Genomic DNA, 19,584 nt, shown 5'->3' on the forward strand with positions numbered 1-19,584 from the left:
CACGACCGGCCGCACCGGCTACGGTTTGTACTTAGTCAGTCAACTTACTTAGGAGTTTCGATGATCGTGGTGACCGGTGCGACCGGAAATGTGGGACGGCCGCTGGTGCGCATGCTCGCGGCGGCGGGCGAGGAGGTGACGGCGGTATCCCGCACGGCGGCCGCGGACCTGCCCGAGGGTGTGCGCCACGTGCCCGCGGACCTCACCGATACCGACAGCCTGGCCCCCGCCTTCGCGGGCGCCGACGCGCTCTACCTGCTCTTCGCACCAGGCTCGTTCCACGCGGATGTGCGGGGTCTGCTCGCGTCCGCCGCCGCGGCGGGCGTGCGGCGCGTGGTGCTCCAGTCCTCGCAAGGGGTGGCCACCCGGCCGGAATCCCCCTCGCACGGACAGCTGGGCAAGGCGATCGAGGACGCGGTGCGGGCCTCGGGGCTGTCCTGGACCATCCTGCGTCCCGGCGGGTTCCAGTCCAACGCCCTGGCCTGGGTCGCGCGGGTGCGCACCGAACGCGAGGTCAGCGCACCGTTCGGCGAGGTGGCCATCCCGTTCGTCGATCCGGAGGACATCGCCGCGGTCGCGGCGGCCACCCTGCGCGAGGACGGGCACGACGGGCAGACCTACGTGCTCACCGGCCCGGTCGCGGAATCCCCGCGCGAACGGGTCCGAGCCTTGAGCGAGGCACTCGGGGAGCCGGTGCGCTTCCTGGATCAGTCCCCCGCGCAGGCGCGGACCGAGTTGCTCGCGATCATGCCGCCGGACGTGGCCGATACGACCCTCGCCATCCTGGGTGCGCCCACCGACGCCGAACGGCGCATCAGCCCCGATGTCGAGCGCGTGCTCGGGCGTGCGCCCCGGCCGTTCGCCGCCTGGGCTCAGCGCACGGTCGCGGCCTTCCGCTGAACCTCCGCGATGGCTACGCGCAGCGCGTCGAGGAATTCCGCTGTGCCCGAAGTTGACTTGGCGTTGCTCGAAACCGATCTCACGGTGCCGGATGCCGGTTCCGCGGTGCCCGACGACGGCGTCTTCTCTGTGCCCAACGCCAACTCCACTGCGCCCGAGTGCGGTTCCGCGGCGCTCGAGGCCGCGGTGCCCGGAGGCGACTGCGCTGTACCGGAAGCCAGCTCCGTCGTGCCCGCAGCCGATTCCCGCCGGAGCACGGCCACCGTGGGCCGCACGGCCTCCTCGTGATCGATGCGCAGGGCCGTCACCGCCGCCGGGAGGGCGGTGACGGCCAGGCCGGGAACGACCGTGACACCGAGCCCGGCGGCGACCAGGCCCAGCTTGGCCGACCAGTCCTTGACCACGTACCGGTGCGCGGGCGCGGTCCCCTCCAGCCACGCGCCCAGCAGCGGAGTTCCGGGTTCGAGGCTGCCCACGATCCACCGCTCGTCGCGCAGCATCGCGGCCGATACCGTGGTGCGCCCCGCGAGCCGGTGCGCCGTGGGAACGGCGACGAACAGCGGGTCGTCCAGCAGCGGCACCATCCGCAGCTCCGCGGGAACGGTGGCCGGTGCGGCGACGACCGCCACATCCGTACGACGGCGCGCGACGGAGTTGAGCAGCGCGGGACTGGTCCCCTCGCGCGGCACCAGGGTGATGTGCGGATGCCGCCGGGCGAATTCGGCCATGGCCCGAGGCACCACCGCCGCCATGGCGCTGGCGAAGCCGCCGACGCGCAGCCGACCGCGCGGCCGGGCCTCGAGTTCGAGCAGTTCCTGCCGGGCGGTGTCCAGATCGCCGAGCACGATCTCGGCATGCCGGGCGACGAGGCGGCCCGCCTCGGTGGGACGCACCCCGCGCGCCCGCCGCTCGAACAGCGCCTGCCCCGCCGCGCGCTCCATCAGCTGGATCTGGCGCGACACCGCGGACTGGGTGTAGCCCAGGCGATCCGCGGCGGCCGAGAACGAACCGCCGCGCACCACCTCCCGCAGCACGCGCAGCCCGACGACGGTGAACTCACCCATGCGGAAAGGTGATACCAGATATGCGAAAGCCCCGCTGGTCGCATGGCCGGGTCCGACCTAGCGTGGCCGGTATGACAGCGCAGCAGACCAACCGCGAACTCGTGCAGCGCGTCTTCGCGCGCATGGCGGCGGGCGACACCCGGGCGTTGACCGAGGCCATGGCCGATGATGTCGCCTGGACCTTCCCGGGCGACTGGTTGTGGTCGGGCACCTGGTCACCGAAGACCGTGGTGCTGCGAGAGCTGTTGCGGCCGTTGCTGGCTCAGTTCACCGACTATCGGATGACGGCCGATCTCGTACTCGCCGACGGCGATCGCGTGGTGGTGCAGGCGCGCGGGCACGGCACCACCGTGCGCGGCGACGCCTACGAGCAGACGTACTGCCTCATCCTGCGCCTGGCCGACGGGCTGATCACCGAGATCGTGGAGCACTGCGACACCGCACTGGTGGAGCGGACCCTGGTGCGGCCCTGAGCCCGCTCACTCCTTGCGGATCGTGTACTCCTGCCCGCCCGGCTTCCACACCGCGATCTCCAGCTGTCCGTCGATCAGTTCGACCGCGGACGCGCCGGTGATCTCGACACCGAAGAACGGATCGAACTTCTCGCCGCGCAGATCCATGCCGCTGTCCTGGTAGAGGTGCTCGGCGAAGCGCGCGTGCAGGGCCTCGTCCTGGATGTTCTCCACCGTCCCCCAGAGCTTGGCATCCCCGTCGCCCACCATGGTGTCGACGGTGGCGGTGTGCAGGCAGAACCGCGGATCACGTTGCAGGTCATGGAATTTGGTGGTGTTCGGCATGCCGATCAGCCAGAGCCGGTCCTCGAAGAACAGTGGTTCCATCGGGCTGATGCGCGGTGCGCCGTCCGAGCGCAGCGTCGCGAGCATGCAGAGATTGCCGGTCGCGGTGTGACGCCGCCGGAAGATGGTCGCGATGCGGGGCGCGGCGGCGGCGAATTCGGTCCAGGGTGTCATGGATCAACGGTAAGTCCGCAGGTACGGACCGCGCTTGACCGTTCTTGCCCGATGCGCGGGCGGCAGCTCAGCCGATGTCGACGGGATCGATCTGCACGCGCAGCGGCCCGTCCGAGCGGTGGCTGCTGCGCACCGCCTGGGCGGCGAGCAGCGCCCGCGACAGCGCCGCGCCCTGCGACCGGTCGACCCGCAGGATCATCCGCTCCACCTCGGCGGGAGTATCGCCGCTGAACGGTTTGCGGGCACCGAAGGGCAGCGGCACCGGCCCCAGCACCTCCACCTCGGCGGGCAGCCGCGCATCGCCCAGCAGTTCGGCGATGGTGTCGGTGGTGCCGTCGACGGCGACGAAGCGCACCGCGGGCGGAAACCGCACCTCGGTGCGCCCGGACAGCTCCACATGCGCGTGCCCCACCGGGTCCCAGCGCACCAGCGCCTGCACGGTGGGAATGGACGGTTCGGCCATGACCAGCACCTGACCGTTCGACCGCACCAGCGCGGCGGCGGACATCCAGCGGCGCAACGCGTCCTCGGCGGCCCGCAGATCGGCGCGGCCCAACAGCGCCCAGCCGTCCAGCAGCAGCGCCACCCCGTATCCACCCGGCACGGTCGGCTCGGCCCCGATGGTGGAGACCACCACCTGCGGACCCTCCGGCACCGAGGTCAGCACCGAGGAGCCGCCCGACCCCCGGATCGGCACGCCGGGAAAGGCCCGGCCCAGTTCCTCGGCGGTGCGCATGGCGCCGATGACCACCGCGCGCAGCGCCCGGGAACCGCACGAGCCACACCGGAACGCCGCCTCGGTGATACCGCACCACCGGCAGCTCGGACTGTGCGCGGTCTCGCCGGAAGCGGTGCGCACCGCCGCGATACCGAGTTCCCGCGAACCCGTGCGCGGTCCCTGACCACCGGATGCGCTGTCGGGCAGGGCGAGTGGTCCATTGCAGTGCCGACAGCGCGCGGGCGTGCGGCATTTCGCACAGGCCAGCGCCGGAATGTAGCCCCGGCGCGGCACCTGGACCAGCACCGGATCGCCCGCGGCCAGCGCGCGGCGAGCGGCGGCGAAGGCGGTCGCGGGAATGCGGACGGCGCGGGCGATGGGGTCGCGTTCCATGGCCGTGTCGGTATCGCCGGGCGCGCTGATACGCGGCATGGCCTGGCGCACCGTGGACCGCTCCGCCAGCAGATCGTGTGCCCACCCGGATTCGACCACGGCCTGGATCTCGGCCGTGCGGGCGAAGCCACCGGCCAGGAAGGCCGCGCCGGTCTCGTGCGCACGCAGCATGGCCACCTCGCGGGCATGCGGATACGGCGCGCGCGGTTCGGCGTAGGTGTCGTCGCCGTCGTCCCAGATGGCAATGAGCCCCAACTCCCGGGCGGGCGCGAAGACGGTACTGCGGGTGCCGACCACCACCCGCGCGCTGCCCCGCAGCGCGGCCAGCCACCGCCGGTAGCGGGCGGTGGGACCGAGCCCGGCGGCCAGCCCGACCGCGGCATCGCCGACCAGATCGGTGCATGCGGTGAGCACCCGGTCGAGATCGCGCTGATCGGGGACGAGCAGCACGGCACTGCGGCCCCCGGCCACCACCACGGCGGCGAGTTCGGCCAGCCGGCGCGCCCAATCCTCCCCCGGCAGCGCCTGCCAGGCGGCGCGCGGACCGCGTCCCGCGCGCAGGGCGGCGAGGAAGCTTCCGGCGTGCGCGTAGCGCTCCCAATCCGGAAACGACTCCGGAATCTCGGGCAGTTCAACGGGTTTGGGTTCCTCGGCCTCGGTCCGCGCGTGCCGGGGCGGGATGGCGAGCCGCAGCACGTCGGCGCGGGTGCCCGCGTAGCGCGCGGCCACGGCCTCGACCAGGCGCAGTATCTCGGGCGTCAGCACCCGCTCCCCCGACACCACCCGGTCCAGGGAGACGATCTTGCCGGTGTGCTCGCTGCGTGCCAGCCGTTCCAACACGAACCCGTCGATCAGGCGGCCGGAGAAGCGCACCCGCACCCGCACGCCGGGCTGGGCGAGCGCATCCATCTCGGGCGGGACCCGATAGTCGAAGTCCCGGTCGAGATGCACCGGTTCCAGCAGTGGAAGCACCCGCGCGATGGGGCGTTCCACCGAACCGGCGACGGCGGGAGCGGAGCCCTGCGAGGTACGCGTCGCGTCCTCCGGGCCCGGCGCTCCCGCCGTCGCGTCGGTGTCGGCCAATTACAGTCCGGCGGCCGCGCGCAGTTTCTCCGCGCGATCGGTGCGCTCCCACGGCAGATCGACATCGGTACGGCCGAAGTGGCCGTAGGCGGCGGTCGGCGCGTAGATCGGGCGCAGCAGGTCCAGATCGCGGATGATCGCGCCGGGACGCAGGTCGAAGACCTCGGCGATGGCAGCGGAGATCTTGGCCGGATCGATCTGCTCGGTGCCGAAGGTCTCCACGAACAGGCCCACCGGGGCGGCCTTGCCGATGGCGTAGGCGACCTGCACCTCGACGCGCTCGGACAGGCCGGCCGCGACGACGTTCTTGGCGACCCAACGCATGGCGTAGGCGGCGGAGCGGTCGACCTTCGACGGATCCTTGCCGGAGAAGGCACCGCCGCCGTGGCGGGCCATACCGCCGTAGGTGTCGACGATGATCTTGCGACCGGTCAGGCCCGCGTCGCCCATGGGGCCGCCGAGCACGAACTTACCGGTCGGGTTGACCAGCAGTCGCACCTCGGAGGTGTCCAGGGGGTTCGGCAGCCGCAGTTCGCCCAGCACCGCGTCCACGACCTTCTCGCGGATATCGGGGGCGAGCAGGTTGTCCAGGTCGATATCGGCGGCGTGCTGGGTGGAGATGACCACGGTGTCCAGCCGGACCGGGGTCGCGCCGTCGTATTCGATGGTGACCTGTGTCTTGCCGTCGGGGCGCAGGTACGGCAGCACGCCGGACTTGCGGACCTCGGTGAGACGCCGGGACAGCTTGTGCGCCAAGGAGATCGGCAGCGGCATCAGCTCCGGGGTCTCCCGGGTGGCGTAGCCGAACATCAGGCCCTGGTCGCCCGCACCCTGGCGCGCGATGGCGTCGTCCTCGCCGCCGACGCGGGCCTCGTGCGAAGTGTCCACGCCCTGGGCGATATCGGGCGACTGCGCGCCGATGGCGACGTTCACGCCGCAGGAGGCGCCGTCGAATCCCTTTGCCGACGAGTCGTATCCGATCTCCAGGACCTTCTCGCGGACGATGGTCGGGATGTCGGCGTAGGCCGACGTGGTGACCTCACCGGCCACGTGCACCTGACCGGTGGTCACCATGGTCTCCACCGCGACCCGGCTGCGCGGATCGGCCGCGAGCAATGCGTCGAGGATGGAATCGCTGATGGCGTCACAGATCTTGTCCGGATGACCCTCGGTCACGGACTCACTGGTGAATAGGCGGCTGCCAGACGTGCGCACAGTTCTTCCCTCTCCCTCAACGGGTTTCTCGTTCGGCTTGCGACAGTAGCGGGCTCCCCCGTCTGCACAACCCTGTGTCTGTAGGTTATTCCAAAGCTGCGGGCGCGTGGGCCACGACCGGGTGGCCGGGATGCCGCGCCCAGGTGACGAAACAATACCGACCCAGACAGTTTGCCGCCCGCTTGGTACGTTGCGTCGGCGTGGCGATCGCGATCAGCGCAGCAGCGGGCCGAGCGCGTCCAACACGCGGCTGGCGAGCAGCGCCTTGGACCCGTGGTCCAAGGCGATCTCGGTGCCGTCGGCGCCGAGCAGCCAGCCGTCGTTGTGGTCCACCTCGAACGCCTTGCCCTCGCCGACGGCGTTCACCACCAGCAGGTCGCAGCCCTTGCGGGCCAGTTTGGCGCGGGCGTGGGTGAGCACGTCACCGTGCTCGTCCCCGGTCTCGGCGGCGAAACCGACGATCGCGGTCCCCGGCAGCTGCCCGTCCCGACGGGCTTGCACCAGCCCCGCCAGGATATCGGGAGTCTTGGCGAGTTCGATCGAATTCGGTTCTCCCGCACCCTTTTTGATTTTCGCCGCGGCCACGTTCACCGGCCGGAAGTCGGCCACCGCGGCCGCCATGATCACCGCGTCCGCACCGAGGGCGTGCTTGTCGACCGCGGTCTTCAGCTGTTCGGCGGTGGTGATGTCGACGACCTCGACCGCGGCCGGAGCCGCCATGCCGATGGTGTTGCCCGCGATGAGCGTCACCTGCGCTCCGCGCTGCGCGGCCACCCGGGCCAGCGCGTACCCCTGTTTGCCGGAGCTGCGGTTGCCCAGGAAGCGCACCGGATCCAGGGGTTCCCGGGTGCCACCGGCGGTCACCACGATCCGGCGACCCTCGAGATCACGCGGAATGGCGTCGGCGCGCTCCCGCAGCAGCGAGGCGAGCGCGAAGATCTCCTCGGGTTCGGGCAGGCGGCCCGCACCGGTGTCGGCGCCGGTGAGGCGGCCGTGCGCGGGTTCCATCACGATGGCCCCGTGGCGGCGCAGCGTGGCGACGTTCTCCTGGGTGGCCGGATGCTCCCACATCTCGGTGTGCATGGCCGGGGCGAACAGCACGGGACATCGGGCGGTCAGCAGCGTGGCGGTGAGCAGGTCGTCGGCGCGCCCCTGCGCGGCCCGCGCCATGAGGTCGGCGGTGGCGGGCGCGATGACGACGAGGTCGGCCTCCTGGCCGAGCCGCACGTGCGGCACCTCGGGCACGTCGGCGAACACACCGGTATTGACCGGGTTGCCGGACAGCGCCTCGAAGGTGGCCTTGCCGACGAATTCGAGCGCCGACTGCGTGGGAATGACGCGAACCTCGTGGCCGGTCTCGGTGAACCGGCGCACGAGGGCGCAACTCTTGTAGGCGGCGATGCCGCCGCCGACGCCGACGACGATCCGGGTCACCGCACGCCCCGGACGGTTGGCACGCTCGCGGGCGTGATGGGAGTGGTCACCGTGTGCCTCCAGCGCCGTCGTTGGTTGTCACGCCGGGCGTTCCGCATGCTCGGCGTGTATCCGAATGGCTCGGCCTACTCGCCTTCGGAGTGCTCGAGCAGATCGGCGTGGATCTCACGCATGGCCACCGAGAGCGGCTTCTCCTGCAGACCCGGCTCGACCAGCGGGCCGACGTACTCCAGGATGCCGTCGCCGAGCTGGTTGTAGTAGTCGTTGATCTGCCGCGCCCGCTTGGCCGCGTAGATGACCAGCGCGTACTTGGACGAGGTGCGCTCCAGCAGCTCGTCGATCGGCGGGTTGGTCAGGCCGACCGGAGTGTCGTAGGCGGGGGCGGCCTTCATGTCCGTACTCACTAGGGAGGCTCCTGCGGGGTTGATGGTCAACGGGGTGGGCGTCCGGCTCGGTCGGCCGCGAGGTCCGCGGGCGGACTTCAGGGGGCCGACGAGCCGTGCTTCGAGGCAGACCTCGAATTTGTGCTAACGAACAACGATACCAACCGCTCGCAGGCGGCGGTCACCTCGTCGTTCACTATGACGATGTCGAACTCGTCACAGGCCGCCAATTCGGTTTTCGCGGTCTGCAGGCGCCGCTCGATCACCTCGGGCGATTCGGTGCCCCGGGAGGTGAGCCGGGATACCAGCTCGTCCCAGCTGGGCGGTGCCAGGAAGACCAGCAGGGCCTCCGGCATCGCCCGGCGGACCGAGCGCGCCCCTTCGAGATCGACTTCGAGCAGTACCGAGCGACCGGCCGCCAGGGCCTCCCGCACCGGCGCGGCCGGGGTGCCCGACCGCTGCAACCCGCCGTGGATATCGGCCCATTCCAGGAGTTCGTCCGCCGCGATCATGGCGTCGAACTGTTCCCTGGTGACGAAGCGATAGTCACGACCGTCGACCTCACCGGGCCGGGGAGCCCGGGTGGTGGCCGACACACTGAACACCAGTTCCGGCAACCGTTCGCGCAGACAGCGCACGACGGTTGACTTTCCTACGGCCGAGGGGCCGACCAGGACTACCAGCCGACCCTTCCGAGTGTGTTCGACCACCCTCGGATTATTCGGCGCTGAAGTCGAACCGGGCCAGCAGCGCCTTGCGCTGCCGGTCGCCCAGACCACGCAGGCGGCGGGTCGGAGCGATCTCCAGTTCGCTCATGATCTCAGCAGCCTTGACCTTGCCCACCTTCGGCAGGGCTTCCAGCAGAGCCGAAACCTTCATCTTGCCGAGCACTTCGTCCTTCTCGGCGTCCTGAAGGACCGTCTTCAGGTCGGTGCCGCCACGCTTCAAGCGCTCCTTGAGCTCCGCCCGAGCGCGGCGAGCGGCAGCCGCCTTCTCCAAAGCAGCGGCGCGCTGCTCGTCAGTCAGCTGGGGAAGGGCCACGGTTCCTCCGTCTCATCGTTCATTGCATCTACTCCCGCCGGGGAGAACCCCGGCGGTCTCAGCGACCGTACCCACGTCGCCTGGCGATTGCGAACCCGCCCCCCAGGTCAGCGCGTGATTCCGGGCACGGCCGCGCCGAGCGGGCATCCGCGAGGGGTGACTCCGCCCGGCTGCGACGATACTAACCACAGAATCGCGAACCCCGTTGCAGCCAGGGCGTTTTCACGCTTTCACCAGGTGAGCCGGGGACAGGCCCTACCGCCGGGTCACCTCGTAACCGAGCTGTGATCACGCGACCTGGAATTTTCTCGGATTTCTCGGCGTGTCGCGCAAAAACCGCACCGCGTGTCGCGCATCACACGCTACCACCGCGAGGCGTCCGCCGCCCGGCCCGAGCCCGCCCGAACCCCGCTGAACACGGCCTGAAGGGGTCGTAGACGAGCGAAAACACATCCGTGTAGTTCTCGGGTGCGGCACGGGCGCGACCGCGCGTCAGAACGGCACTGAGAGCCACCCGGCCGGGCACCGTTTCGCTCACAGCGAAACCGGACATATCGGACCGATTCGGCTGGTCACACACATGCGCGCACCCGATCGGACGCGCGATCCAGCGGTCAACTGCTCTCGCGCCCCGATCGGACACGCGGCGACAGCGGTCAGCTGCTCTGCACGGCGATCCGGAGGCCGAGTGCCACCATGAGCGTGCCCATGGCCGCATCGATGGCCCGCCGCACCCGCTGGCGGGTGAAGACGTGACGCAACGCGCCGATCGCCACGGCCAGGGTCACGAACCAGGTCAGGTTCACCACCGTGCAGACCAGGCTCAGCTCCAGGGTGCTCAGCGCCGACGGATCGGCGGGCAGGAACTGCGGCACCAGGGCGATGAAGAACACCGCGGCCTTGGGGTTGAGCAGGTTGTTGAGCAAACCCTGCCGGAAGGCCACGCGCAGGCCGTACCGCCGCGGCCCCACGTCGGCGTCGAGTGCGTAGTCCCCGCGCCGCGCCGCCAGCAGGGCGCGCACCCCGAGGTAGCCGAGGTAGGCCGCGCCGACCAGCTTCACCACGGTGTAGGCCACGGCCGAGGCGGCCAGCAGGCCGGCGATGCCGACGGCGGTGATCAACGACCAGACGAACACGCCCACGGCGACGCCCGCCGCGCTGGCGATTCCGGCGCGGCGACCCGAGACGGCGCTGTTGCGCACGACGATGACGAAATCGGGGCCGGGTGTCATGGATCCGAGCAGAATCACCCCGGCGAGTGCGAGAACCTGTGCCGTCGACATCACCGGCTCAGCGTACGCGGCGGCCACGGTGTCGAACAGCGGTGTCGAACAGCACAGGTTCACCCGGTCGAATCAGTCTCGCAGGAACTCGAATTCGTCGGTGAGCCGATGCACGCGCACCTGCAGCGCGCCCACCGACGGACCGGCCTTCAGCACCTCACGCGAGACATTCGGCACCACCGCGCCGAGATCGCTGTCGCGCACCAGTTTCCGGATGGAGTCCGCTCCCCCGCCCTGCGCGCCCACGCCCGGCATGAGAATCGGGCCGTTGAGCGTGCTCAGGTCGGGCGCCTCGGTGAGGGTCGCGCCGACCACCACACCCACGGAACCGAATTCGGCCCCGGCATTGTGGGCGGCGGCGTCGTCGACCATGCGCTGGGCGATGCTGCGACCGTCCGGGCCGGTGATGCGTTGCAGCTCGGCCGCTTCCGGATTGGAGGTCGCCGCCAGCACGAACACGCCCCGGTCGTTGGCGCGCGCCAACTCCAGAGCCGGTGCGAGCGAACCGAATCCGAGATACGGCGAGACGGTCACCGCGTCACTGCCGAGCGGACCGTCGCCCAGCCAGGCGTGGGCGTAGGCGTCCATGGTGGAACCGATATCGCCGCGCTTGGCGTCGGCGAGCACCAGCGTGCCCGCCTCCCGCAGCTCGCCGATGGCCTCCTCCAGCACCATGATGCCGCCGGAGCCGTACGCCTCGAAGAAGGCCACCTGGGGTTTGACCAGGGCGACGCGACCGGCGAAGGCTTCCACGCAGGCGTCGGTGAATGCCTTGAGCCCGGTCACGTCCTCGCTCAGCCCCCAGGCCCGCAGCAGCGGTGGATGCGGGTCGATGCCCACGCACAGCGGACCGTGCGCACGCATCGCCTCCCGCAACCGCACCCCGAATGTGGTCATCGGGTCAGCCCCGCAGGGTGGTGTGGAGTTCCTGCAGGGACCGCACGCCGATGCCGCCGTTGATGGTGGCCTCGATGCCCTGCACCGCAGCCGCCGCACCCTGCACCGTGGTGATGCACGGGATGTTCGCGCCCACCGCGGCGGTGCGGATCTCGTAGCCGTCCACGCGCGGACCGTTGTTGCCGTACGGGGTGTTGAAGACGATGTCGACGTCCCCGTCCTTGATCATGTCCACGATGCTGGGCGCGAGCGTCGCGGCGTCCGCCGTGCCCGAACGCCCCGGAGCGGGCTCCGGGTCCGAGTGCTTGCGCACCCGCTCGCACGGAATGCCGTTGCGGCGCAGCATCTCCGCGGTGCCGTCGGTGGCCAGGATGCGGAATCCCAGGTCGTGCAGGCGCTTCACCGGGAACACCATGGCCCGCTTGTCGCGGTTGGCGATGGAGACGAACGCGGTGCCCTCGGTCGGCAGCGAACCGTAGGCCGCCGCCTGCGATTTGGCGAAGGCGGTGCCGAAATCGGCGTCGATGCCCATCACCTCACCGGTGGACTTCATCTCCGGCGAGAGCAGCGAGTCGATACCGCTGCCGTCCGGGCGGCGGAAGCGGTGGAACGGCAGCACCGCCTCCTTGACCGCCACCGGGGCGTCGAACGGCGCGTGGCCGCCGTCGCCCTCGGGCGGCAGGATGCCTTCCTTGCGCAGGTCGGCGATGCTGGCCCCGAGCGCGATCCGCGCCGCGGCCTTGGCCAGCGACACCGCGGTGGCCTTGGACACGAACGGCACCGTGCGGCTGGCGCGCGGATTGGCCTCGAGCACGTAGAGCACATCGTCCTTGAGCGCGTACTGCACGTTCAGCAGACCCTTGACGCCGATGCCCTTGGCCAGCGCGGCGGTGGAGCGGCGCACGGCCTCGATATCGCTGCGCCCCAGGGTGATCGGCGGCAGAGCGCACGCGGAGTCGCCGGAGTGGATACCGGCCTCCTCGATGTGCTCCATGACGCCGCCCAGGTACACCTCGTCGCCGTCGCACAGGGCGTCGACGTCGATCTCGATGGCGTCCTCCAGGAACCGGTCGATGAGCACCGGGCGATCCGGGCTGATATCGGTGGCGCGGGAGATGTAGCCCTCGAGCGTCTGCTCGTCGTAGACGATCTCCATACCGCGACCGCCCAGCACGTAGGACGGCCGCACCAGCACCGGGTAGCCGATCTCGGCGGCGATCTTCTTGGCCTGCTCGAAGGTGGTGGCGGTGCCGTACTTCGGAGCCGGGAGCCCGGCCGCGACCAGCACGTCACCGAATTCGGCGCGGTCCTCGGCCAGGTCGATGGCGGCGGCGGAGGTGCCGACCACCGGCACCCCGGCATCGGTCAGCCGCTGTGCCAGGCCCAGCGGCGTCTGACCGCCCAGCTGGCAGATGACGCCCGCGACCGTGCCCGACTCGGTTTCCGCGTGGTACACCTCGAGCACGTCCTCGAAGGTGAGCGGCTCGAAGTACAGCCGGTCGGCGGTGTCGTAGTCGGTGGACACCGTCTCCGGGTTGCAGTTGACCATGACGGTCTCGAACCCGGCCTCCGACAGCGTCTGCGCGGCATGCACGCAGCTGTAGTCGAATTCGATGCCCTGGCCGATGCGGTTGGGGCCCGAACCCAGGATGATCACCTTGTCGCGCTCACGCTGCGGCGCGACCTCCGACTCGGCGGCCGGATCGAGTTCGTAGGCCGAGTAGTGGTACGGCGTCTTGGCCTCGAACTCCGCCGCGCAGGTGTCGACGGTCTTGAACACCGGGCGGATGCCGAGCCGGTGCCGCAGCTCGCGCACCCCGTTCTCACCGGCGAGTTCCGGTCGCAGCGAGGCGATCTGGCGGTCGGACAGACCGTAGTGCTTGGCGCGGCGCAGCAACGGCTCGTCCAGCACGGGCGCGTCGATGATCTCCCGGCGCAGCTCCACCAGGCCGGCGACCTCGGCCACGAACCACGGGTCGACACCCGAGGCGGCCGCCACGTCCTCGACGCTCGCGCCGAGTCGCAGCGCCCGCTCCACCTGGTAGATGCGGCCCTCGGTGGGCACCTTCAGATCGTCGAGAATCGCCTGCACATCGGTCCACTCGCCATCCGGCTGGGTCCAGAAGCCGGTGGCCTTGGTCTCCAGCGAGCGCAGCACCTTGCCCAGCGCCTCGGAGAAGTTGCGGCCCAGCGACATGGCCTCACCGACCGACTTCATGGTGGTGGTCAGGGTGGGGTCGGCGCCCGGGAACTTCTCGAAGGCGAAGCGCGGCGCCTTGACCACCACATAGTCGAGCGTGGGCTCGAAACAGGCCGGGGTCTCCTTGGTGATGTCGTTGACGATCTCGTCCAGGGTGTAGCCGATGGCCAGCTTGGCGGCGATCTTGGCGATCGGGAATCCGGTCGCCTTGGAGGCCAGCGCCGACGAGCGCGAGACGCGCGGGTTCATCTCGATGACGATGAGGCGGCCGTCGCGGGGATTCACCGCGAACTGGATATTGCAGCCGCCGGTGTCCACGCCGACCTCGCGCAGAATCGCGATGCCCAGATCGCGCATCTTCTGGTACTCGCGGTCGGTCAGGGTCATGGCCGGGGCGACGGTCATCGAGTCACCGGTGTGCACGCCCATCGGGTCCACGTTCTCGATGGAGCAGACGATGACGACATTGTCCTTGCCGTCGCGCATGAGCTCGAGCTCGAATTCCTTCCAGCCCAGGATGGATTCCTCGATGAGCACGTTCGCGGTCGGCGAGGCGGCCAGGCCGCCGCCGGCGATGCGGTCCAGATCCTCGTCGTTGTAGGCCATGCCCGACCCCAGGCCGCCCATGGTGAACGACGGGCGCACGACCACCGGGAAACCCAGTTCCGCAACGGTTTCGCGCACCTCGGCCATGGTGTAGCAGACCTTGGAGCGAGCCGATTCGCCGCCCACCTTGGCGACGATGTCCTTGAACTTCTGCCGGTCCTCACCACGCTGGATGGCGTCGAAGTCCGCGCCGATGAGCTCGACGTTGTACTTCTCCAGCACGCCGTTCTCGTGCAGGGCGACCGCGGTGTTCAGCGCGGTCTGACCGCCCAGGGTCGCGAGAATCGCGTCGGGGCGCTCCTTGGCGATGACCTTCTCGACGAACTCCGGGGTGATCGGCTCCACGTAGGTGGAGTCGGCGAACTCCGGGTCGGTCATGATGGTCGCCGGGTTGGAGTTCACCAGCGACACCCGCAGCCCCTCGGACCGCAGTACCCGGCACGCCTGGGTGCCGGAGTAGTCGAACTCGCAAGCCTGGCCGATGACGATCGGGCCCGAGCCGATCACCAGGATGTGGTTGAGATCGGTGCGGCGAGGCATCAGGCTCCTTCCATCAGCGTTGCGAAGCGGTCGAACAGGTAGGCGGCGTCATGGGGACCGGCGGCCGCTTCCGGGTGGTACTGGACGGAGAACGCCTTGCCGTCCACGAGGCGCAGGCCCTCGACGGTGCCGTCGTTGGCGCACACGTGGTCGATCTCGGCCTTGCCGAACGGGGTGTCGAAGACCTCGCCGCGCTCACCCTCCAGGGCGAAGCCGTGGTTCTGCGCGGTGATCGAGATCCGGCCCGAGTGGTGTTCGACGACCGGGATGTTGATGCCGCGGTGGCCGAACTTCATCTTGTAGGTCGTGCGGCCCAGCGCCCGGCCCAGGATCTGGTTGCCGAAGCAGATGCCGAACAGCGGCAGGCCCTCGCCCAGCACCCCCTGGGTGAGCGCGACGGCGTCGTCCTGGGTGGCCGGGTCGCCCGGACCGTTGGACAGGAACACCCCGTTCGGGTTCAGCTCCTTGATCTGGTCCAGGGTGACGTTCGACGGCACCACGTGCACCCGCATCCCGCGCTGGGCGAACATGCGCGGGGTGTTGGACTTGATGCCCAGATCCACCGCGACCACCGTGAAGCGGTGCTCGCCGACCGGCTCGATGGTGTACATCTCGTCGGTGGAGACCTCGCCCGCCAGGTCCGCGCCCAGCATGGACGGCTGGCCGGTGACGCGATCCACCAGCTCCTCGTAGTCGGCGAGGGCGTCGCCGGAGAAGATGCCCGCCTTCATGGAGCCGCGGGTGCGCAGGTGGCGCACCAGTGCCCGGGTGTCGATCCCCGCGATGCCGACGATGTTCTGGTTCTCCAGTTCGTCGGCCAGGGTGCGGTTGGCGCGCCAGTTGGAGGCGCGGCGCGCGGGGTCGCGCACCGCGTAGCCCGCCACCCAGATCTTCGCGGACTCGTCGTCCTCGTCGTTCCAGCCGGTATTGCCGATCTGGGGCGCGGTGGCCACCACGATCTGGCGGTCGTAGCTGGGGTCGGTGAGTGTCTCCTGGTACCCCGTCATCGCGGTGCAGAACACCGCCTCACCCAACGTCTGTCCCACGGCACCGAAGGTCGAGCCCCGGAACACCCGGCCGTCCTCCAGCACCATTACGGCAGTGTCTGCCCCGAACCCAACCCTTACGCCGCTCATGCCTCGTCTCCGTTCATCGCACCCGCCGTCGTCCACGCCGGGTACACCGTCTTGTCGTCACCCCGGAATCCGGTATCCACCTCGGTTCCGGTCGGCAGCGTCCAGCGAATGACCAGCACACCATCTTCGGTCATCACCTTGCCCGCATGGCCCCGCTCGGCGCGCACCGCGGTGATGGACTCCGCCGGAATCCAGATCGGCGCGTTGCCATCGCGCTCCAGCAGGATGCCGCGCTCGAAGCGGGTCATCTCCGCGGTGGCGCGGAAACCCAGATCACCCACCGTGATCCGCTGAATCCAGCTGGGGGCCAGGGTGCTGCCCAGGTACAGGCCCGTGGTCGGCTCCAGCAGTTGCGCGCCGCAATCGGCGGGCACCATCGGGAGATCGCCGATCGCACCGGCCTGGCGTCGGGCCCGGCCCGTCCACGCCCGGTACATCAGCCACAGGCCGAGCAGGAACACCGCCAGGCATCCGACCACCCACAGCGTTCGCTCCATTACGGTCCTCCTCGGTTCCCCGCCCGCCGGGCTCCCCCGGCGATCCGTGCCGCGTCGCGCGCGGTATTGCGGCCGCGCAGGAAGGTGGCGGTCACCAGTCCCGGCAGCGTCATCGCCTCGAACGGCGTGTTGTCGGAGATGCTGGCGAGATCCTTCGCCCGCACCGTCCACGACGTCTCCGGATCGACCAGCGCCAGATTGGCCGGTTCACCCACCTCGATCGGCCGACCCTGATCCGCCAGGCCCGCGATGCGGGCCGGGTTCTCGCTCATCACCGCGGCCACGCCGCGCCAGTCCAGCAGACCGGTGCGCACCATGGTCGCCACGATGATGGACAGCGCCGTCTCCAGGCCGAGCATGCCGGGGCGGGCGGCCGCGAACTCGCAGCACTTGTCCTGTTCGGCGTGCGGGGCGTGATCGGTGGCGACACAGTCGATGACCCCGTCGGCCAGCGCCCGGCGCAGCGCCTCCACATCGGAGACCTCGCGCAGCGGCGGGTTCACCCGGTTCACCGCGTCGTAGGTCTCCAACCGCGAGTCATCCAGCAGCAGGTGGTGTGGGGTCACCTCGGCCGTGATCGAGATCCCCTGCGCCTTGGCCCATTTCAGCAGTTCCACGGTTCCGGCGGTGGAGGCGTGGCAGATGTGCACGCGCGCACCGGCATCCCGGGCCAGCAACGCGTCGCGGGCCACGATGGACTCCTCGGCGGCGCGCGGCCAGCCGGCCAGGCCCAGCCGGGCCGCGTTCGGGCCCTCGTGCGCCACCGCGCCCTGGGTGAGCCGCGGCTCCTCCGCGTGCTGGGCGATGAGCACGCCCAGGGAGTTCGCGTACTCCAGGGCGCGGCGCATGATCAGCGGGTCGTACACGCAGTGGCCGTCGTCGGAGAACATGCGCACCTTGGCCTCACCGGCGGCCATCGTGCCCATCTCGGCGAGCTGCTCACCCTTCAGGCCGACCGTGACCGCACCCACCGGATGCACGTCCACCAGGCCGACCTCCTGACCGCGCCGCCACACGTGGTCGGTGATGACCTGGGTGTCGGCCACCGGATTGGTGTTCGCCATGGCGAACACCGCGGTGTAGCCGCCCAGTGCCGCGGCGGCGGAACCCGTTTCGATGGTCTCGGTGTCCTCGCGGCCCGGCTCGCGCAGATGCGTGTGCAGGTCCACGAAGCCCGGCAGCAGGTACTGCCCGGTGCCGTCGACGATCTCGGCGTCGGTGATCCCCAGATCGGTGCCGATCTGCCGGATCTCACCGTCGGCGAGCAACACGTCCACCGGTTCGCCCTCGCCGTACAGCCGAACGCTCTTGATCAGCACGTTGCCGCCGTTCATGCCACCACCTCGTCCGTTCCGACCAGCAGGCGGAACAGCACCGCCATCCGCATATGCACTCCGTTGTTGACCTGTTGCAGCACAGCGGCTTTCGGAGAATCCGCGACCGACGCGGCGATCTCCATACCGCGCAGCATCGGCCCGGGGTGCAGCACCACCGCGTGCTCGTCGAGCATGTCCAACCGCCGCTGGTTGAGCCCGTAGTTGATCGAATACTCGCGGGCCGACGGGAAGAAGCCGCCGTTCATCCGCTCGGCCTGCACCCGCAGCATCATGACCGCGTCCGCGCCCGGCAGTTCGGCGTCGAGCGAATGCGAGATCCGCACCGGCCACGCCTCCACGCCCACCGGCAGCAGGGTGCGCGGCGCGACCAGCACCACCTCCGCGCCGAGCGTGTCGAGCAGGAAGGCGTTCGAGCGCGCCACCCGGCTGTGCAGGATGTCGCCCACGATGACGACCCGCTTACCCGCCAGGTCACCGAGCCGCTGCCGCAGTGTCAGCGCATCCAGCAGGGCCTGGGTGGGGTGCTCGTGCATACCGTCACCGGCATTGATGATCGCCGGGCCGGGACCGCTGTAACCGCTCGCGGCGTCCTGCATCTCGGTGAACCAGCGGGCGATCTGATGCGCCGCGCCCGAGGCCGGATGCCGGACGATGAGCGCGTCCGCGCCCGCCGCGTGCAGGGTCAGCGCGGTATCGCGCAGCGACTCGCCCTTGGAGACCGAGGAACTCGACGCGCTCACATTGATCACGTCGGCGCTCATCCACTTCCCCGCCACCTCGAAGGAGACCCGGGTGCGGGTGGAGTTCTCGAAGAACACCGTCATGACCGTGCGCCCGCGCAGCGTCGGCAACTTCTTGACCTCGCGGCCCAGCAGCGCCTGCTCGAACCGCTCGGCCTCGTCCAGCAAACCGGTGGCGGTCTCGCGGTCCAGGTCGGTGACCGACAGCAGATGCCTCACTTGTCACCCTCCTGGGCCAGGTACACACCGTCGCGGCCGTCGTGTTCGCGCAGCAGCACCGAGATGTCCTCGGTGCGCGCGGTGGGCACGTTCTTGCCGACGTAGTCGGCGCGAATGGGCAGTTCCCGATGGCCGCGATCGATGAGCACCGCGAGCTGCACGGCCCGCGGACGGCCCAGGTCGCGCAGCCCGTCCAGGGCCGAGCGCACGGTCCGGCCCGAGAACAGCACATCGTCGACCAGCACGACCAGCGCGTCCTCGATACCGCCCTCGGGCACCGAGGTGCGTTCCAGCGGACGGTGCGGGCGACTGCGCAGATCGTCGCGGTAGAGGGTGATGTCGAGGGAGCCGAGCGCGGGCCGCACGCCGGCGAACTCCTCGATCTTGAGTGCCAGCCGGTTGGCGAGAGTCGTTCCGCGCGTGGGAATTCCGATCAACACGACGCGCGCGGCGGCGGGGTCGGCGGAATCGAGCGCGGTCTTCTCGATGATCTGATGCGCCATGCGCGCGATGGTGCGGCCGACATCCGAATCCGACAGCAGTTCACGCCCGGTCTGAATCCGCTCGGGATCGTGCCGCTGGGAATGCTCGGCAGCGCTCGACTTGGCGGCCCGGTCTTCGGGCACGGCCATGCCGACCTCCTTCCCCGCCTCACTGGACGGTCCGTTAAAGGATGTCTTTCGGAGCAAGAGCCTAACAGCGCCGCGCGCCACCGAATCCGCCGCACCCCCTCGGCAACCCCGGGTCGCCAGGTACCGCGACACGGCTACGACCAGCGCGAATCGGAAAAGCGCCGGTCTGGACAGCAAGTGCCCAGTTACGGGCGCTTCGGTGGCTGTGGCCAGGTTCACGTGCCGGTGCGGTACGAATTGTCCACACTACATGCTCTAATGCGCATATTTCCATCGCGATATCCCTGAGGCGCGG

18 protein-coding genes are annotated in these 19,584 nt (G+C 70.0%); 2 read left to right on the plus strand and 16 right to left on the minus strand.

Annotated elements, in window-relative coordinates; all coding sequences use genetic code 11:
• Positions 1 to 60 precede the first annotated feature (60 nt).
• Entirely contained in the window at positions 61 to 900 is an 840-nt protein-coding gene (locus ON31_RS17735; protein WP_039814975.1) for an NAD(P)H-binding protein, read from the plus strand.
• Here ON31_RS17735 and ON31_RS17740 read toward each other — a convergent pair.
• The gene (locus tag ON31_RS17740; protein WP_051037408.1) at positions 873 to 1,964 is read right to left on the minus strand and encodes a LysR family transcriptional regulator; all 1,092 of its coding nucleotides are present in this window, start codon (positions 1,962 to 1,964) and stop codon (positions 873 to 875) included. The genes ON31_RS17735 and ON31_RS17740 overlap by 28 nt on opposite strands.
• Before the next feature lie 71 nt (positions 1,965 to 2,035).
• On the opposite strand from ON31_RS17740, the gene ON31_RS17745 reads away from it, so the two are divergent.
• The gene (locus ON31_RS17745; RefSeq protein ID WP_039814977.1) at positions 2,036 to 2,437 is read left to right on the plus strand and encodes a nuclear transport factor 2 family protein; all 402 of its coding nucleotides are present in this window, start codon (positions 2,036 to 2,038) and stop codon (positions 2,435 to 2,437) included.
• A gap of 6 nt (positions 2,438 to 2,443) precedes the next feature.
• Here ON31_RS17745 and ON31_RS17750 read toward each other — a convergent pair whose 3' ends face one another.
• From ON31_RS17750 to pyrR, 15 genes are all read right to left on the minus strand, one after another.
• Entirely contained in the window at positions 2,444 to 2,935 is a 492-nt protein-coding gene (locus tag ON31_RS17750; protein ID WP_039814979.1) for a pyridoxamine 5'-phosphate oxidase family protein, read from the minus strand.
• A gap of 67 nt (positions 2,936 to 3,002) precedes the next feature.
• The gene (locus ON31_RS17755; RefSeq protein ID WP_502243764.1) at positions 3,003 to 5,039 is read right to left on the minus strand and encodes a primosomal protein N'; all 2,037 of its coding nucleotides are present in this window, start codon (positions 5,037 to 5,039) and stop codon (positions 3,003 to 3,005) included.
• Between the two features lie 90 nt (positions 5,040 to 5,129).
• Positions 5,130 to 6,344: a methionine adenosyltransferase gene (gene metK, locus ON31_RS17760; RefSeq protein ID WP_039814981.1), complete on the minus strand. Its 1,215-nt coding sequence runs from the start codon at positions 6,342 to 6,344 to the stop codon at positions 5,130 to 5,132.
• 213 nt (positions 6,345 to 6,557) lie between these two features.
• Positions 6,558 to 7,778, minus strand: a complete 1,221-nt coding sequence (coaBC, locus tag ON31_RS17765; RefSeq protein WP_039814982.1) for a bifunctional phosphopantothenoylcysteine decarboxylase/phosphopantothenate--cysteine ligase CoaBC — start codon at positions 7,776 to 7,778, stop codon at positions 6,558 to 6,560.
• 125 nt (positions 7,779 to 7,903) lie between these two features.
• Positions 7,904 to 8,170, minus strand: a complete 267-nt coding sequence (gene rpoZ, locus ON31_RS17770) for a DNA-directed RNA polymerase subunit omega (protein WP_029924434.1) — start codon at positions 8,168 to 8,170, stop codon at positions 7,904 to 7,906.
• Positions 8,171 to 8,259: 89 nt separating this feature from the next.
• Positions 8,260 to 8,871 carry a guanylate kinase gene (gmk, locus tag ON31_RS17775; RefSeq protein WP_039814986.1) on the minus strand — a complete coding sequence of 204 codons (612 nt, stop codon included), beginning with the start codon at positions 8,869 to 8,871 and terminating at the stop codon, positions 8,260 to 8,262.
• 7 nt (positions 8,872 to 8,878) lie between these two features.
• A complete protein-coding gene (mihF, locus tag ON31_RS17780) occupies positions 8,879 to 9,202 on the minus strand; it encodes an integration host factor, actinobacterial type (RefSeq protein WP_029924430.1) in 324 nt (107 codons plus the stop codon).
• A gap of 656 nt (positions 9,203 to 9,858) precedes the next feature.
• Positions 9,859 to 10,485: a LysE family translocator gene (locus tag ON31_RS17785; RefSeq protein WP_172544838.1), complete on the minus strand. Its 627-nt coding sequence runs from the start codon at positions 10,483 to 10,485 to the stop codon at positions 9,859 to 9,861.
• A gap of 72 nt (positions 10,486 to 10,557) precedes the next feature.
• Positions 10,558 to 11,382, minus strand: a complete 825-nt coding sequence (pyrF, locus tag ON31_RS17790) for an orotidine-5'-phosphate decarboxylase (RefSeq protein ID WP_039814988.1) — start codon at positions 11,380 to 11,382, stop codon at positions 10,558 to 10,560.
• A gap of 4 nt (positions 11,383 to 11,386) precedes the next feature.
• The gene (gene carB, locus ON31_RS17795; protein WP_039814990.1) at positions 11,387 to 14,728 is read right to left on the minus strand and encodes a carbamoyl-phosphate synthase large subunit; all 3,342 of its coding nucleotides are present in this window, start codon (positions 14,726 to 14,728) and stop codon (positions 11,387 to 11,389) included.
• On the minus strand, positions 14,728 to 15,864 hold the full coding sequence (gene carA / locus ON31_RS17800) for a glutamine-hydrolyzing carbamoyl-phosphate synthase small subunit (protein ID WP_029924421.1): 1,137 nt from the start codon (positions 15,862 to 15,864) through the stop codon (positions 14,728 to 14,730). Before carA ends, carB begins: the two co-directional genes overlap by 1 nt.
• Positions 15,861 to 16,361 carry a PH-like domain-containing protein gene (locus tag ON31_RS17805; protein ID WP_039814992.1) on the minus strand — a complete coding sequence of 167 codons (501 nt, stop codon included), beginning with the start codon at positions 16,359 to 16,361 and terminating at the stop codon, positions 15,861 to 15,863. Before ON31_RS17805 ends, carA begins: the two co-directional genes overlap by 4 nt.
• Positions 16,361 to 17,695, minus strand: a complete 1,335-nt coding sequence (locus tag ON31_RS17810) for a dihydroorotase (RefSeq protein ID WP_051037410.1) — start codon at positions 17,693 to 17,695, stop codon at positions 16,361 to 16,363. The genes ON31_RS17805 and ON31_RS17810 overlap by 1 nt, the downstream gene beginning before the upstream one ends.
• Positions 17,692 to 18,657 (minus strand): aspartate carbamoyltransferase catalytic subunit, encoded by a 966-nt coding sequence (locus ON31_RS17815; protein ID WP_039814993.1) that lies wholly within the window; start codon positions 18,655 to 18,657, stop codon positions 17,692 to 17,694. Before ON31_RS17815 ends, ON31_RS17810 begins: the two co-directional genes overlap by 4 nt.
• Positions 18,654 to 19,289: a bifunctional pyr operon transcriptional regulator/uracil phosphoribosyltransferase PyrR gene (gene pyrR, locus ON31_RS17820; RefSeq protein ID WP_029924413.1), complete on the minus strand. Its 636-nt coding sequence runs from the start codon at positions 19,287 to 19,289 to the stop codon at positions 18,654 to 18,656. The genes ON31_RS17815 and pyrR overlap by 4 nt, the downstream gene beginning before the upstream one ends.
• Positions 19,290 to 19,584 lie beyond the last annotated feature (295 nt).

It is taken from the genome of Nocardia otitidiscaviarum NBRC 14405, assembly GCF_000308635.1.
In the GTDB taxonomy this organism is placed as follows: Bacteria; Actinomycetota; Actinomycetes; order Mycobacteriales; family Mycobacteriaceae; genus Nocardia; species Nocardia otitidiscaviarum.

Coding starts and splice junctions, on each gene's coding strand:
- ON31_RS17735 (WP_039814975.1), top strand. CDS start 61: ATGATCGTGGTGACCGGTGCGACCGGAAATGTGGGACGGCCGCTGGTG.
- ON31_RS17740 (WP_051037408.1), bottom strand. CDS start 1,964: ATGGGTGAGTTCACCGTCGTCGGGCTGCGCGTGCTGCGGGAGGTGGTG.
- ON31_RS17745 (WP_039814977.1), top strand. CDS start 2,036: ATGACAGCGCAGCAGACCAACCGCGAACTCGTGCAGCGCGTCTTCGCG.
- ON31_RS17750 (WP_039814979.1), bottom strand. CDS start 2,935: ATGACACCCTGGACCGAATTCGCCGCCGCCGCGCCCCGCATCGCGACC.
- rpoZ (WP_029924434.1), bottom strand. CDS start 8,170: ATGAAGGCCGCCCCCGCCTACGACACTCCGGTCGGCCTGACCAACCCG.
- ON31_RS17785 (WP_172544838.1), bottom strand. CDS start 10,485: ATGTCGACGGCACAGGTTCTCGCACTCGCCGGGGTGATTCTGCTCGGA.
- pyrF (WP_039814988.1), bottom strand. CDS start 11,382: ATGACCACATTCGGGGTGCGGTTGCGGGAGGCGATGCGTGCGCACGGT.
- carB (WP_039814990.1), bottom strand. CDS start 14,728: ATGCCTCGCCGCACCGATCTCAACCACATCCTGGTGATCGGCTCGGGC.
- carA (WP_029924421.1), bottom strand. CDS start 15,864: ATGAGCGGCGTAAGGGTTGGGTTCGGGGCAGACACTGCCGTAATGGTG.
- ON31_RS17805 (WP_039814992.1), bottom strand. CDS start 16,361: ATGGAGCGAACGCTGTGGGTGGTCGGATGCCTGGCGGTGTTCCTGCTC.
- ON31_RS17810 (WP_051037410.1), bottom strand. CDS start 17,695: ATGAACGGCGGCAACGTGCTGATCAAGAGCGTTCGGCTGTACGGCGAG.
- pyrR (WP_029924413.1), bottom strand. CDS start 19,289: ATGGCCGTGCCCGAAGACCGGGCCGCCAAGTCGAGCGCTGCCGAGCAT.